Source organism: Kitasatospora arboriphila, from assembly GCF_039528095.1.
GTDB classification, from domain to species: domain Bacteria; phylum Actinomycetota; class Actinomycetes; order Streptomycetales; family Streptomycetaceae; genus Kitasatospora; species Kitasatospora arboriphila.
The window spans coordinates 22,831-38,251 of sequence record NZ_BAAALD010000049.1 but is presented as its reverse complement, the minus strand read 5'-3'; the positions used below and the strand labels follow the sequence as shown (position 1 = coordinate 38,251).

The following is a 15,421-nucleotide window of genomic DNA, read 5'->3' as shown; positions in this document are numbered from 1 at the left end:
CGTGATCCACCGCTTCGAGGTCGACGGCGTACCGGCCCTGCACGCCCCGCGGCCCGGCCGCACCACCGCAGGCCTGGTCTTCCGGGTCGGCAGCGCCGACGAGACCCTCGCCCGCGCCGGCATCACCCACCTCGTCGAACACCTCGCCCTGCACCGCAGCGGCGTCCAGGTGCACCGCTTCAACGGCGCCACCGGGCAGCTGCACACGCACTTCCTGCTGGAGGGCGACGACCAGGAGATCCGGTCCTTCCTGCAGAGCGTCTGCGAATCGCTGACCGCCCTGCCGATGGACCGCCTGGAGACCGAGAAGGCGATCCTGCGCACCGAGGAGGCCGGCCGCGGCACCGGCGCCGCCGAGGCGACCGGCCTGTGGCGCTACGGAGCCCAGGGCCACGGCCTGGTCAGCTACCCCGAGTGGGGCGTACCCGGCCTCGACCCGCAGACCGTCCAGCACTGGGCCGACACCTGGTTCACCCGCGAGAACGCCGTCCTCTGGGTCGCCGGCGAACGGGTGCCGGACGGCCTGCGGCTGCCGCTGCGCCCCGGCCGCCGGATGCCCGCGCCGCAGCCGACCTCCGCCCTGCCCGAGACCCCGGCGTACTTCGCCGCGGGGCAGGGGCAGGTCCTGTTCGACACCGTGCTGCCCCGGACCGCCGCCGCCGACCTGTACACCGCCTGCCTGGACCGCGAGTTGTTCCAGGACCTCCGGCAGGACGGCGGCCTCTCCTACACCGCCGGCGCCGACCACGCGCACCGCGGCGACGGCGTCCTCACCGTCACCGCCCTCGCCGACGCCCTGCCCGAGCAGCAGGACGCCGTGCTCGGCGGCTTCGTCGACGTGCTCGCCAGGCTCGCCGTCGCGGGCGTCGACCCGGACACCCTCGACGCCCTGCGCCGCCGCGCCGACGCCGCGCACACCGCCCCCGACACGGACGCGGCCCGCCTGCCCGGCTGCGCCGCCGACCTGCTGCTCAACCTGCCCGTCCGCAGCCTCGACGAGATCCGCGCCGAACTCGCCGCCGTCACCGCCGAGGACGTCCGGACGGTCGCTCAGCAGGCCCTCGGCAACGGCCTCCTGCGCGTGCCCGCGGGACGGCGTGCGGACTGGGCCGGTTACCAGGCCGCGCCGCTCCACTCCGTCGCCGCCGTCGAGGGCAACCGCCACCGCTCCCGCGAGGCCGGCGGACCCGACCTGGTGATCGGCCGGGCCGGTGTCAGCCTCGTCCGCGAGGGCGAGGCCGCGACCGTCCGGTACGACGCCTGCGCCGCCTACCTCGCCTGGCCCGACGGCGGACGGCGGCTCATCGGCACCGACGGCATCTGCGTCGAGGTCGAACCCGGCTGCTTCGCCGTCGACGCCCACACCCTCGCCGGGATCGACGCCGCGGTGCCGTACCACGCGTACGTCCGGATGCCACCGCGGACGGCGCCCGCCCGGCCCTCCCGCTCCGGTCCTGCCGGGGGTTCGGGTGCCGGTGCCGGGGCGGGTGCGGCCGTCCGCTCGTCGCCGGCGCAGCTCGCCGTGAACATGGTGCTCACGCTCGTCGCCGGTCTGTTCCTGCTGTTCGCCCTCGGCGGGGCGCTCGGCGCGGACGACGAGTCGCGGGGCGACCCGGTGTACTGGGGCGTGCTGGTGGTGGCCGCGGGCATCGCGGCGGCGCTGCTGCGCAGTGTGTGGCGGCGCAGTCGGCCGCGGCGGGCCTGAGGCTGCTGCTCACGCGAGGGGCGGGCGGCTCCGGCACTACGGGGCGGGCCGGCTGGGCTGCGCGGCGGGCCGGCAGCACTGCGGGTCTGCACCGGCCGCCGGGGTTGCACCGGCCGCCGGGGTTGCCGGCCGGAGCGCCCGGGTGCGGGTTGCCGGGCGGGCGAGGGCTGCGGGGCGGGTGCGACCTGTCGGGTCGCGAACCGTCGGGGCGGGGCGCCCGAAACGGATTAGGGGAGCACCCCGGTGACCGTGTAAAGTGGTGCGTGTCGCCGGGGGAGAACGCCGGGGGCTGCAGCAAGGGGCTATAGCTCAGTTGGTAGAGCGCTTGCATGGCATGCAAGAGGTCTGGGGTTCAATTCCCCATAGCTCCACAGCAAGTGAAAGGCCGTTCCCTCCGGGAGCGGCCTTTCGCCGTTCCCCGGTAGGTGCGACCGTCTTCACCCGTGGACCCTCCCGGCCCGCTACGGTCGAAGCATGGCCGACCTGGTGCGCAAGCGGAACGAAGAGCTCGCCCGGATACTCCACCAGCTCGGGTGGAGCCCCGAGCGGCTCGCTCGCGAGGTGAGCGCCGTCCTGCCCGCCGGCCTGGCGATCAGTGCCACCGCACCCTACAAGTGGCGCGACCGCGGCATGGTGCCGCGTGCTCCGCACGACCAGACCGTCTGCGAGGTGCTCGGCCGCGCCGTCGGCATCGCCGTCACCTACGAACAGCTCTGGGGCCGCATGGGCAGCGGCCGAGGCGCCAAGATCCTCTCGCCGCGGCTGCTCACCGACCCGTGGACGGCCGACACCGCACAGACCGCCCTCCGGGAGGCCGGCGCCGACGCAGCGCCCGTCCGGCTGACCGACCTCTTCCGCGGCGACGAACTCGAACAGGCCGCCCGGCACTGGGCCTCCCCGCCGCCCGAGGTCACCGGCGGAGCCGGCGCGCTGCGCATCGCCCCCGAACAGCTCGCCGACCTGCGGCTCTCCTACGAGAGCAAACGGCGCCTGGAACGTGCCTACGGCGGCGGACTCATCCTCGACCTCGCCAAGGCCGAACTCGCCATGGTCGGCAAGCTGCTGGAACTCGGCGCCTACGACGAGAAGCTCGGCCGGGAGCTCTACGGTGCCGCCGGACGGCTCGCCAGGCTGGTCGGCTGGGCCAATTACGACATGGGTAACGACGCCGCGGCCCAGCGTGCCTTCGTCGCCGCACTGCGGGCCGCGCACGTCTCCGGAGATCCGCGGCTGGGCGTCGGCGTGGTCGGCTGCCTCGCCGTGCAGGCGACGTACAACTCCGGCGGGCGCGGGCTCGATGCCGTGGCCATGCTCTCCACCGCGCTGCGCGCCGCCGACGAGGTGCTGACCCCCCGTGAACGGGCGCTGCAGCTCGGCCGGATCGCCCGTGCCCACGGGCGGAAGGGCGAGCAGATCAGCGCCGAGGCCGTCGCCGAGCGGGCCTTCCAGGCGCTCGACGGTGTCGACGACCACGCCCACGAGCGTGCCGACCTCGCCGGAATGGTGGGTGAGATGCACCTCTTCCTGGGGGACTTCGAGCGTGCGCAGCGGATGCTCGGCGAGGCGGTCGCCGCGTTGCCGGCCGAGCGTGCCCGGACGAGGGCCCTGCTGATGGTCCGGCTCGCGGAGGCGTGCCGGCGCACCGGGGAGCGGGAGGAGGCCGCCCGGATCGCCGACGAGGCGCGGCTGCTCGCCGCCGGCATGCAGTCCGCGCGGGTGGCGCGGGCCCTGCGTGCCTTCGATGCGGCCGCGCGGGAGGAGGTGCCGCTCGCGGGATGAGGGAGGGCGTGGGATGAGGGAGGGCGTGGGATGAGGGAGGGCGTGGGATGACGGGGAGGTCTCTGCGGCAGCCTGTGCGGGCTCCGGCCCGGGTGGGCCGCGGCCCCGGGCAGGGCCCGGGTGCGACGTCCGCCGGCCCGGCGTGAGCCCCGCGTGCGATGTTCCCCGGCCCGGGGGCCGTCCCGGTGGGCGGCCCGCGGGTGGAATGCACAGCGGGGCGTACGGGCCGTTGCGGTACTCTGACCCCATGCGAACCGTGCGCCTGCTCCTTAGCCGGCCGCGCTGACCAGGACCGGCCCGGGGCCGGAGTCGGCGTGGCGACCCCTCCTGCGAGGGGTTTTTTGCTTTCCGAGTACGTGCTGTTCCGAGTGTGTGCCGCTGGTTCGCCACTGATGACGACGGAGCCCGAAGGACCATGAGCGAGACGACGACCCCTGCTTCCGGCGCGGCCGAGGCCGCTTCCGAGCCCTTCCGCTACGGTGCCGCGCTGGCGGCCGAGATCGAGTCCCGCTGGCAGGACCTGTGGGAGAAGGAAGGGACGTTCAACGCCCCCAACCCGGTCGGCCCGCTGGCCGAGGGCGCGGGCGGCGACGTCGCCGCGAAGCCGCACAGCTTCATCATGGACATGTTCCCGTACCCGTCCGGTGCCGGCCTGCACGTCGGCCACCCGCTGGGGTACATCGCCACCGACGTGTACGCCCGCTACCAGCGGATGACCGGCCACAACGTGCTGCACACCCTGGGCTACGACGCGTTCGGCCTGCCCGCCGAGCAGCACGCCGTCGCCACCGGCCAGCACCCCCGGATCACCACCGAGGCGGCCATCGCCAACATGCGGCGCCAGCTGCGCCGCCTGGGCCTGGGCCACGACTCGCGGCGCTCCATCGCCACCATCGACCCGGACTACTACCGCTGGACGCAGTGGATCTTCCTGCAGATCTTCAACTCCTGGTACGACGAGGCGGCCGGCAAGGCCCGCCCGATCGCCGAGCTGGTCGCGCAGTTCGAGTCCGGTGAGCGCGAGGTGCCGGGCGGCCGCGCCTGGACCGAGCTGTCCGCCGTCGAGCGCGACGAGGTGCTGGGCGAGTACCGGCTGGCCTACGCCAAGGAGGTGCCGGTCAACTGGTGCCCCGGCCTGGGCACCGTGCTGGCCAACGAGGAGGTCACCGCGGACGGCCGCTCCGAGCGCGGCAACTTCCCGGTGTTCAAGTCGAAGCTGCGCCAGTGGATGATGCGGATCACCGCGTACTCCGACCGCCTGATCGCCGACCTGGACATGCTGGACTGGCCCGAGGCGATCAAGCTGCAGCAGCGCAACTGGATCGGCCGCTCCGAGGGCGCCCGGGTCGACTTCGCCGCGCCCGGCGGCGAGGCGATCACCGTCTTCACCACCCGTCCGGACACCCTGTTCGGTGCCACCTACATGGTGCTGGCACCCGAGCACGGCCTGGTCGACGCGATCGTCCCGGCCGTCTGGCCCGAGGGCGTGCCGGCGGACTGGACCGGCGGTGCCGCCACCCCGGCCGACGCCGTCGCGGCCTATCGCGCCGAGGCCGCCGCCAAGTCGGACGTCGAGCGCCAGGTCGACGCCAAGATCAAGACCGGTGTCTTCACGGGCGCCTACGCGACCAACCCGGTCAGCGGCGAGCAGGTCCCCGTCTTCATCGCCGACTACGTGCTGATGGGCTACGGCACCGGCGCGATCATGGCCGTCCCGGCCCACGACCACCGCGACTTCGCCTTCGCCCGTGCCTTCGGCCTGCCGATGCGCTGCGTGGTCGAGCCCACCGACGGTCGCAGCGAGGACCCGCACACCTGGGACGACGCCTTCGACACCTACGACTCGGTGATCGTCAACTCGGCCCACGACGACCTGTCGCTGAACGGCCTGAGCGTCGTCGACGCCAAGGTCGCCGTCACCGGCTGGCTGGTCGGCCGCGGCATCGGCGAGGGCACCGTCAACTACCGTCTGCGCGACTGGCTGTTCAGCCGCCAGCGGTACTGGGGCGAGCCCTTCCCGATCGTCTATGACGAGGACGGCGCCATGCACGCGCTGCCCGAGTCGATGCTGCCGGTCGAGGTGCCCGAGGTCGAGGACTACTCGCCGCACACCTACGACCCGGACGACGCCGCCTCCACCCCGAAGACCCCGCTGTCCCGCAACGAGGCGTGGGTCGAGGTCGAGCTGGACCTGGGCGACGGCCCGAAGAAGTACCGCCGCGAGACCAACACCATGCCCAACTGGGCCGGTTCCTGCTGGTACGAGCTGCGCTACGTCGACCCGGCCGACTCCGAGAAGGTCGTCGACCCGGCCAACGAGGCGTACTGGATGGGCCCCACCGCCGACAAGCCGGCCGGTGGCGTCGACCTGTACGTCGGCGGCGCCGAGCACGCGGTGCTGCACCTGCTGTACGCCCGCTTCTGGCACAAGGTGCTGTTCGACCTGGGCCACGTGTCCTCCGTCGAGCCGTTCCACAAGCTGTTCAACCAGGGCATGATCACCGCAGACGTCTACCGCGACGCACGCGGCTTCCCCGTGCCCGCCGCCGAGGTCGAGGAGCGCGACGGCGCGTACTTCTGGCAGGGCGAGCCGGTCAAGCGCGAGGCCGGCAAGATGGGCAAGTCCCTGAAGAACGCCGTCGCCCCCGACGAGATCGCCGACGAGTACGGTGCCGACACCCTGCGCCTGTACGAGATGTCGATGGGCCCGCTGGACGTCTCCCGCCCGTGGGACACCCGCGCAGTCGTCGGCTCGTACCGCTTCCTGCAGCGTCTGTGGCGCAACGTCGTCTCCGAGACCACCGGCGAGCTGGTCGTCACGGAGGAGGAGCCGGACGAGGCGACCCTGCGCGCCCTGCACAAGGCGATCGACGGCATCCGTGCGGACATGGCCGGCCTGCGCTTCAACACGGCCGTGGCCAAGGCGATCGAGCTGAACAACTTCCTGGTCAAGCGGGGCTCCACGCCGCGCAGCGTGGCCGAGCAGATCGTGCTGATGGTCGCCCCGCTGGCACCGCACATCGCCGAGGAGCTGTGGCAGCGCCTGGGTCACCGCGAGTCGCTGGCCTTCGCCGACTACCCCGTCGCCGACCCGGCCTACGTCGTCGACGAGACGGTCACCTGCGTCGTCCAGATCAAGGGCAAGGTCAAGGCCCGCCTGGAGGTCGCGCCGACCATCACCGACGCCGAGCTGGAGACGCTGGCGCTGGCCGACCCGGCCGTGGTGGCCGCGCTGGGCGACGCCCCGGTGCGCAAGGTCATCGCGCGTGCGCCGAAGCTGGTGAACATCGTCACCGGCTGACGCCGACCGCTCGTTCCCGGGCCGGGCTCCCCACCAGGGGCGCCCGGCCCGGGCGTTCTCCGGCAGGCCCGGGATCAGTCCCCGGCGGCCGGCCGGGACGGCGGGACGGCCCCGTGCAGGCGGTCGGCGAGGGCCGCGACGTGTGCCACCAGCTCCGGCGGCTCGTGGACGGTGAACCGGTACCCCAGCAGCGCCAGGTGGAGTGCCAGCCCGTCCAGCGAGTTGGAGCCCGCCCGCAGGGTGCAGCTCCGCCCGTCGATCGGCTCGACCACCGCCGAGGTCGGCGTGGTCCTCGTGACGACCTCCTCGGCCGGCGCGTGGACCGTGCAACGGGCCTGGTAGCGGTACTGGCCGACGGCGACCTCCCAGGACGCCCAGCGCCGGACGTCCTGCTCCGGAGGTTCCCTGGGGACGAACCGAGGCCCGTGCGGCGGGCGCAGCGTGATCCGGTCGACGCGGAAGTTCCGCCAGTCCGCCCGGGCGGTGTCCCAGGCAACCAGGTACCAGCGGGTGCCGGAGTGCACCAGCCGGTGCGGTTCGGCGCCCCGACGGCTCTCCTCGCCGTCGTGCGTCCGGTAGTCGAAGCGCAGCCGCTCGTGCGCCCGGCAAGCGGCGGCGATCGCGGTGAGCACCTCGGCCTGCACCACCGGGCCGTTCCCCGGCATGGCCACCGTCGCGTCGGCCAGCGCATCCACGCGGTGCCGCAGTCTGGAGGGCATCACCTGCAGCAGCTTCGCCAAGGCGCGCACCGAGGACTCCTCGATGCCGGAGACCGTGCCGCCCGCCGCCGTCCGCAGCCCCACCGCCACCGCGACCGCCTCGTCGTCGTCCAGCAGCAGCGGAGGCATCTCCGCCCCCGCACCGAGCCGGTAGCCGCCGGCGGTGCCCGGCGTCGAGTCCACGGGATAGCCCAGGCCCCGTAGCTTGTCCACGTCCCGTCGCACCGTCCGCACGTCGACACCGAGCCGGCCGGCCAGGTCGGCCCCCGACCAGTCCCGGCGGACCTGGAGCAGGGACAGCAGACGCAGCAGGCGGGCGGAAGTCTCCAGCATGCGGCCATCCTGGCAGCCGATGCGGACAGCTACTGTCCTCAGCGGTGCGTTCGCTAGGGGGAACGGCCCCGGAAGAGCCCCGACCCGGGCCCTGAGCTCTCCCTGATCTCTCAGGTGCGCACGGCCTCCGGGGTCCGACCGGACCCTTCCGGCGGCTACCGTGGATATTCCAGGGCGGCCGCGCGGGCCGCGTCCGGCGAGCGGTGTCGATGGGCACCGCGGAAGGTGGGGTAGGGATGGACGCGATCGGCGTGGTGATCGCCCTGGTGATGCTGTTCCTGGTGACCGCCGGAGTCATGGCCGTCGTCGGCACGGTCAAGGCGGCCAAGGCGGTCGCCGCCAAGGTGGAGAGGCACGAGGCCCACGCACGGCGCGCCGTGGAGAACGCCGCCCTGAGGGCGAAGACCTTCACCAAGCCGGGCTCCCAGGGCCAGCTCGCCTCCGTGCGTCTCTCGCTGCGCACCTCCCTGGACGCCACCCGGCAGGTCCTTGAATCCGGCCTCGCAGCGGACGGCCAGCTCGCCGAATCCCTCCAACTGCTCGACCGCCTCGACGCGCATGCCGCGGAGCTCGACCAGGAGATGCGCATCCTCGAACGCGAGCCGGACGGCGCCCGGCTGGCCGCCAAGCTCCCCGAGCTGCGCGAGCGGGCCGGCCGGATCACCCACTCCGCCGAAACCATGCGCTGGGCGGCCCAGGACCGCATGCGCCGCTTCGCCGACGACGACCTGGCCCGACTCAGCCGTGAATGCGAGAACGAAGCCGGGGCACTGCGGCACTGGGACCGGGTGGCCGGGCCCGAGGACACGAGCGCGGCCGGTGCGGGTCCGGACGGTGTTGCCTCAGCCAACGGGGCTGCGGCGGCCCGGTCCGAGGACGCCCAGCGGAAGGGCCTCACCGCCGGGAACCGCCTGCGGGCAGAGGACGTGCTCGGTCTCGGTGACCCCCTCAACCGGCTCGCCGACCGGCTGCGCAAGCCGAACACCGGTGGAGCGTAAGGCTCCTGCCGGTTCCGGCCCGGTAGCGCCGCCCGTTCGGGGCCGGTCCGCTGCTGCTGCGGGGCGTCTCTGCCAGCGGCCTGCGCTGTCATCTGCGCCGGTCGCGGAGTAACCTCCGGCACATGCCCGGCCACCTCGCCCTCGTCACCGATTCCACGGCCTACCTGCCCCAGGACGTCGTCGACCGCCATCGGATCGAGGTCGTCCCGCTCTCCGTCGTCGTGGGCGACGAGGTCCTCACCGAAGGCGTCGAGATCTCGCCCAAGGACGTCGCCGAGGCGCTGCGCGCCAAGCGCAGAGTCACCACCTCCCGTCCCAACCCGGAGAACTTCGCCGCCGCCTACCGGGCAGCCGCCGAGGCGGGTGCCACGGGTGTCGTCTCCGTCCACATCTCCTCCGAACTCTCGGGTACGTACGAGGCCGCCAAACTCGCCGCGGCCGGGGCGGAGATCCCGGTCGAGGTCGTCGACAGCCGACTGGTCGGCATGGCCCTCGGGCACTGCGTTCTGACGGCCGCACAGGCTGCCGAGGCAGGTCTCGGGCCCGCGGAGGCCGCCGCCGAAGCCGTCCGCCGGTCGTCGCTGAGCAGCGGCTTCTTCTACGTCGACACGCTCGAGCACCTGCGCCGCGGCGGCCGCATCGGTGCCGCCCGCGCACTGCTCGGCTCGGCCCTCGCGGTGAAGCCGCTGCTCCACCTCTCCGGCGGCCGGATCGAACCGCTGGAGAAGGTACGGACGGCATCACGGGCGATCGCCAGGCTGGAGGAGATCGCCGTGGAACGCGCCGGCGACGCCGAGGTCGACATCGCCGTCCACCACCTCGCGGCCGAGGACCGTGCGGAGCCGCTGGCCGAGCGCCTGAGCGAACGGGTGCCCGGACTGCGCGACCTCTACGTGGGTGAGGTCGGCGCCGTCATCGGTGCCCACGTCGGCCCCGGCCTGCTGGCCGTCGTGGTGTCGCCCCGCTGACGGAGCGGCAGCTCCGGTGGTGAGGTGAGGCGCCTCCGGTGGTGAGGCGAGACGGCCCTCGCCGCCGCCCCGCCCTTACCGCTGCTCCGTCCTCGCTGCTCCGGCCACCCCGCCCCCTGCTGCCGTTCCCGCCGGCGGTACGGCTGTGCCCCTCGTGGCTCCGCTGTGTGCGGCTCCGACCCGGCTGACGAACGAAGCCGCCCAGCAGGTTCCCGGCCTCCTCCTTTTCATCCTTGTGAGGGAAGGGAGTTGTCCACACCCCCGAGTTGTCCACAGGCCGGCGGCGAGGTGTGCATCGCGGACCGCGGGCATTCGTACCGTCCTCGCATGAAGCACACGACCCGCGGCGCAGCACGGCGCCGAGAGACGGCCGAGACCGTCCGGCGGCGACTCGCTGCCCTGTTTTCCGCAGCCCTGCGCGGCAGCAACCCGACTCGTGGCCCGGCCGGCACACATGGCGGAGCCGCGGGAGGCAGTCCCGGAGACGGCGCCGACCCCGCCCCGTCCAGGTCCCCGGCCGGGTCGGCGGCACCGGCCGGGCGGACCGCACAAGGCGGACCTTCCTCACCGGGCGGGCATGCAGTACAGGGCGGGCATGCAGTACAGGGCGAGCATGCAGTACCGGGCGCCGCGCGTACCGCGGGTGCTGCGAGCATCGCGTCACCGCCCGAGGCGGCGGCGCCCGGTCGCCGGAGTGACCGGCCGCCGCGCGGGCACCGGTTCACCGCCCGCAGGTTCGGCACCGACGCGCCCCCGGGCCCCAGACGATCGCCCCGCCGCCGGTCCGTGCGGGACGGGCCGCCAGTCTCCGCCCCGAACGCGGGGCTGCCGCCGCCGGAGACCTCCTCGCCCTTCGGCGCCGCGGCCGGCCCGTCCACCGTCCCACCCGACCTCCCGAAGTCGCCCTCGGCCCGGCGGCTCGCCTTCTCCCTGCCGGCCGGGCTGATGCTGGACCGCAGGGCCGCGCTCGGTCTCGCGGCACTGCTCCTGCTCGCAGTCGGCTACGCCGTCCAGCACTTCTGGCTGAGTCGCCCCGAGCCGGTCGCCGTCCCCACCGTGAGCGGCAGCGCTGCGTCCGCCACGGGAGGCCCGCACCCCACAGCGGCCGGGACAACGGCCCAGCCCGGAGCGCCGGCGCCCACTGTGGTGGTGGACGTGGCGGGCAAGGTCCAGCATCCGGGCCTTCGCACTCTGCCGACCGGCTCCCGCGTCGCCGACGCCCTTCGGGCAGCAGGTGGAGCCCTCCCCGGCACCGAAACCGACTCCCTCAACCTCGCCCGGGTGCTCAGCGACGGCGAGCAGATCCTGGTCGGCGTACCGACCGGTCAGGGGGCGCCCGGCGCCACCATGGGCGGCCTGGTCAGCCTCAACCGGGCGACCGCCGAGCAGCTGGACACCCTGCCCGGTGTCGGGCCGACGCTCGTCCAGCGGATCCTCCAGTACCGCCAGACGCACGGTCCGTTCCGCTCGGTCGACCAGCTCCGTCAGGTGCCTGGCATCGGCCAGCGCAAGTTCGACGACATCAAGGGCCTGTTGACGCTCTGACAGCAGCTCTTCCCTGATCGGAACAGGCCAGTTCGTGTCGTCCCCACCAGCCGTACCGGGTCCTCGCACCGCTCACCCCTGCACCGAGAAGACCGCCCGCTCTGAAAGGAGGCACGGCGATCACTTCCACCCTCGCCCCGACGGCCGCCCCGCCGGACCGGACACACTCGCTCGCCACCGGTCCCCGTGAGCCGGCGGGTCCGAGCCGGCGGCCGGCAGATCTGCGGCTGCTGCTGCCCGCGCTCACCGCCTGGGCTGTGACCTCCGCCGTACTCGCGGTGGATCCGGTCCACCACCCGCCGCTCGTCGTCACCGCGGTGGTCGCTGCCGGAGCAGCCCTGTTCCTGCTCCGGCAGCGAGCTGCCGACGGCACCCGCCGAATCGCTCCGTCGACCGCAGCCGTCCTGCTGTCAGCAGCGGCGGCCACGCTGACCACCGTCCTGCACACCGCAGACCTCCACCGCGGCCCGATCCCCGATCTCGTCCGACCGTCCCTGACCGTGCAAGCCACCGCCCCGTCGACGCCGTCAACCGAGGCGCGGGCCGGAGTCCCGTCGGGCGGCACCGCCACACCGGCCGGCCCAGCCGTACCCGGTACCGCAGTCGCTTCCGGCGATGCACCCGGCACCGCGGCCGCCTCGGACACCGCACCCGACACCGGAGCCGGAGCCGTACCCGGCACCGCGGCCTCGCCGAAGGCGGCTGCCACGGCAGCTGCCACCGCGGTAGGCCCGGGCCCGCCGACCATCCCCGGCTCGCCGGAGCCCAACGCCCGCACCGCCGAGGCCAAGGGAAGTTCCCCTGTCGAGCTGTCGGTGGACCTCACCGTCGCCGGCGACCCGACGCCACGAACGGGGCGGGTGCACGGCACCACGCCGGGGCAGGCCGTACTGACCTTCGACGCAGTGGTGGACCGCGTACGGTTCCCCATGGACCCCGGCCGCTCCGCCGTAGCCGTGCACACACCGGTCACCGTGCTCGTCCGGGCACAGGACATCGCCGCTTGGCGCGGGCTCGTTCCCTCGACCAGGGTTGCGGCCGGAGTCCGCGCGACCGCCCCCGGCGAGCGCGATCACGACTCGGCAGCTCGCCTGGTGGCGCTGGGCCCGCCGCGTCTGTTGGCCCCACCCGGCCGGTCCCAGCAGCTCGCGGCGGAGCTGCGCTCGGGCCTCCGTGAGGCAACCGACCACCTGTCGCCGGACATCCGTGGCCTCCTGCCGGGGCTGGTGGTGGGCGACACCTCGCGCCTTCCCGACGACCTGCGCGAGGCGTTCCGTGCCACCGACCTCGGGCACCTGACCGCGGTCAGCGGGGGAAATCTGGCGATCCTCCTCACCGTCCTGCTCGGAGCGTCCCGCAAGGAGGACGTGGGCAGCCGCGGCGGTCTGGCCGGTCTGCTCGGCCTGTCCATCCGGACGACAGCGCTCGTGGGCACGGGCCTGACCCTCGCCTTCGTGACCGTCTGCCGTCCCGAGCCGAGCGTCCTCAGAGCCGCTGCCACCGGTCTCCTCGGACTGCTCGCCCTTGCCACCGGCCGTCCCCGCCAAGGCGTGCCGGCCCTCGCCGGGGCGGTCCTGCTCCTGGTGCTCCTCGATCCCTACCTCGCCCGCTCCTACGGCTTCCTGCTCTCCACCCTGGCCACTGCGGGTCTCCTCACGCTCGGGCCGCGTTGGACGGAAGCGCTGTGCCGCAGGGGCTGGCCGACGGTCCTCGCCACCGCGACCGGCGCCACCGCAGCCGCCCAGGCCCTGTGCGCCCCGGTCACCATCCTGCTCGCCCCACGGGTCAGCCTGGTGGCCGTCCCGTGCAACCTGCTCGCCGAGGCCGCAGTGGCTCCGGCCACCCTGCTCGGATTCGCGGCGCTCGCAGCCGAGCCGTTCGCCCCGGGCGCGGCCCGCGTGCTCGCGGACCTCGCAGCCGTCCCCACCGGGTGGCTGGCCGCGGTCGCCCGACAGGGCGCCGCAGTGCCCGGCGCGCTGCTGGACTGGCCCGACGGCCTCACGGGGGCACTGCTCCTGGCGGTCACCACGGTGGCCCTGTGCTGGGGTGTCCCCCCGTTGCTGTCGGCCCGCCGTGCCGCCTCCCGCAGGGTCCGGACCGCCCTGGCGGCCGGAGTTGTCCTGGCCCTCGCGGCCGTTCTGCTGCGACCGCCGGCCGTCACCCGGATCGCCACCGGCTGGCCGCCGGCCGGGTGGCGCCTGGCCATGTGCGACGTCGGTCAGGGCGACATGGCCGTGCTCCCGCTCGCCTCCGACACCGCCGTGGTCGTGGACACCGGGCCGGACCCGGCAGCCGCCGACAACTGCCTCCGAGACCTCGGGATCTCCCGGATCCCGTTGCTGATCCTCACTCACTTCCACGCCGACCACGTCGAGGGGGTGCCCGGCGTGCTGCACGGGCGTACGGTCGCCGCGCTCCAGGTGACCCTGCTGGGCACGCCACCCGGTGAGCAGGCACGCGTGCTGGGATGGGCCTCGGCCGCGGGCATCCCCCTCCTGCAGGCCCGCCGAGGGGAGCACCGCGCTGCGGGACCGGACCTCGCCTGGGACGTCCTGTGGCCCGACGACTCCCTCGGACCTTCCACCCCTGGAGCCAACAACGCCAGCGTCGCACTCCTCGCCACCGTGGGACCGCCCGGGGACCAGCTGCGGCTGGCCCTGCTCGGCGACCTCGAACCACCGGCCCAGGCGGCACTGATGCAGCGCGGCCCACCGGACCGGGTCGACGTCCTCAAGGTGGCCCACCACGGCTCCGCCAACCAGGACTGGGACCTCACCGGTGCCTTGCACCCGACGCTGGCACTCATCTCCTGCGGCCACGACAACCCGTACGGGCACCCCGCCCCGCGCACCGTCGACCGGCTGAGCGCACTGGGCGCCACGGTGCTGCGGACCGACCGGGCCGGAGACATCGCAGTCCTCGGCGGCCACCGGCACCTCCGGATGGCCACCCACCCGCACCACCACCGGAGCTGAGCCGCCATGACCCACCGCACCGCCACCCGGACGGCCGCTCCCCGGACAACCGTTCTCCGTAGGACCGTTCCCCGTACGACTGTTCCCCGGGAGCCGTCACCGGACGGCTCCCGCGGACTCACGCCCTCGACGTCACCGGACCTCGTCGTGCTCGGTGGCCGCTCCACCGGTTCCGCCCGCCCTGCCGGCCCCGTCGGCGTTGGTGTCGAAGCGTTCGGTGCCCACCACACGGAGCAGTTCCAGGCATCCGGCCGCCGTGGTGCCGGGTGCCGGGGTGAACAGCAGCAGTCGCTGGTCCTCGGTCGGCGTCAGCAGCGCCTCGCAGTCCAGACTGATCGGGCCTATCGCCGGGTGCACCACGCACATCCGACTGGTCCGGCGCACAGCCACCTCGTGCAGCTCCCACAGCCGGGCGAACTCCTCGCTCGCTGCCGTGATCCGAGCCACCAGAGCCTCGGCCGCGGCATCCCGCGACCGCCGGGCCACCGCGGCCCGCAGGTCGGCGACATGCACCCGGCTCCAGTGGTCGCGTTCCTCCTCCGGGTACGCCTGGCGCACCGTCGGGTCGGTGAACCAGCGCCAGACCACGTTGCGGTCGTCCTCGCGGAGCGAGCACACGCTGCCGAAGAGCGCGGTGGCCATGGCGTTCTGGGCGAGCAGATCGCCGAGGTCGCTGACGATCTGAGCCGGCGTCTCCTTCAGCTGGTCCAGCAGGTGGAGCAACGCGGGGCGGACGTGGTCCCCGGCCTGTCGCCCGGCCGGCGGCCGATGCCCCGCCAGCAGGTGCAGGTGGTCCCGCTCGTCCTCCGACAGCCGCAGCGCCCGGGCGAGCGCGGCGAGCATCTGAACGGACGGCTGCGGGCCGCGGGCCTGCTCCAGCCGCGTGTAGTAGTCGGCCGACATGCCGGCGAGCTGAACGACCTCCTCACGGCGCAGGCCCGGCGTACGGCGGCGCGAGCCGGCGGGCAGCCCGACGTCCTGTGGGCTCAGCCGCTCGCGGGAGCGGCGGAGGAAGTCTGCGAGCTCACGACGGTCCATCTCCATGATCCCCATGATGCTGCGGCAGGAGGGCGGGTAGCCAGGGTCTGCCGATACCAC

9 protein-coding genes and 1 tRNA gene are annotated in these 15,421 nt (G+C 74.0%); 8 read left to right on the top strand and 2 right to left on the bottom strand.

Annotation, left to right across the window (positions count from 1 at the left end):
• The first annotated feature begins 1 nt into the window (after position 1).
• From ABD353_RS23695 to leuS, 4 genes are all read left to right on the top strand, one after another.
• Positions 2–1,705: an insulinase family protein gene (locus tag ABD353_RS23695; RefSeq protein WP_344625670.1), complete on the top strand. Its 1,704-nt coding sequence runs from the start codon at positions 2–4 to the stop codon at positions 1,703–1,705.
• 298 nt (positions 1,706–2,003) lie between these two features.
• Positions 2,004–2,076 (top strand) — tRNA-Ala (locus tag ABD353_RS23690).
• Positions 2,077–2,179: 103 nt separating this feature from the next.
• Positions 2,180–3,484 carry an NsdA family TPR-like regulatory protein gene (locus ABD353_RS23685; RefSeq protein ID WP_344625669.1) on the top strand — a complete coding sequence of 435 codons (1,305 nt, stop codon included), beginning with the start codon at positions 2,180–2,182 and terminating at the stop codon, positions 3,482–3,484.
• 415 nt (positions 3,485–3,899) lie between these two features.
• Entirely contained in the window at positions 3,900–6,785 is a 2,886-nt protein-coding gene (leuS, locus tag ABD353_RS23680) for a leucine--tRNA ligase (RefSeq protein WP_344625668.1), read from the top strand.
• A gap of 74 nt (positions 6,786–6,859) precedes the next feature.
• Here the strand turns inward: leuS and ABD353_RS23675 are convergent, their stop codons facing one another.
• Positions 6,860–7,837, bottom strand: coding sequence for a helix-turn-helix transcriptional regulator (locus ABD353_RS23675; protein ID WP_344625667.1), 978 nt, complete (start codon positions 7,835–7,837; stop codon positions 6,860–6,862).
• Between the two features lie 236 nt (positions 7,838–8,073).
• Here ABD353_RS23675 and ABD353_RS23670 point away from each other — a divergent pair, with 236 nt between their 5' ends.
• The 4 genes from ABD353_RS23670 (at position 8,074) to ABD353_RS23655 (ending at position 14,323) form a co-directional block, all read left to right on the top strand.
• Positions 8,074–8,835, top strand: coding sequence for a hypothetical protein (locus ABD353_RS23670; protein WP_344625666.1), 762 nt, complete (start codon positions 8,074–8,076; stop codon positions 8,833–8,835).
• 122 nt (positions 8,836–8,957) lie between these two features.
• Positions 8,958–9,803, top strand: a complete 846-nt coding sequence (locus ABD353_RS23665; protein ID WP_344625665.1) for a DegV family protein — start codon at positions 8,958–8,960, stop codon at positions 9,801–9,803.
• 786 nt (positions 9,804–10,589) lie between these two features.
• Positions 10,590–11,348 (top strand): ComEA family DNA-binding protein, encoded by a 759-nt coding sequence (locus ABD353_RS23660; RefSeq protein WP_344625664.1) that lies wholly within the window; start codon positions 10,590–10,592, stop codon positions 11,346–11,348.
• Positions 11,349–11,605: 257 nt separating this feature from the next.
• Positions 11,606–14,323, top strand: a complete 2,718-nt coding sequence (locus tag ABD353_RS23655) for a ComEC/Rec2 family competence protein (protein WP_344625663.1) — start codon at positions 11,606–11,608, stop codon at positions 14,321–14,323.
• Positions 14,324–14,455: 132 nt separating this feature from the next.
• Here ABD353_RS23655 and ABD353_RS23650 read toward each other — a convergent pair whose 3' ends face one another.
• Positions 14,456–15,367 carry a helix-turn-helix transcriptional regulator gene (locus ABD353_RS23650; RefSeq protein ID WP_344625662.1) on the bottom strand — a complete coding sequence of 304 codons (912 nt, stop codon included), beginning with the start codon at positions 15,365–15,367 and terminating at the stop codon, positions 14,456–14,458.
• Positions 15,368–15,421: the final 54 nt, after the last annotated feature.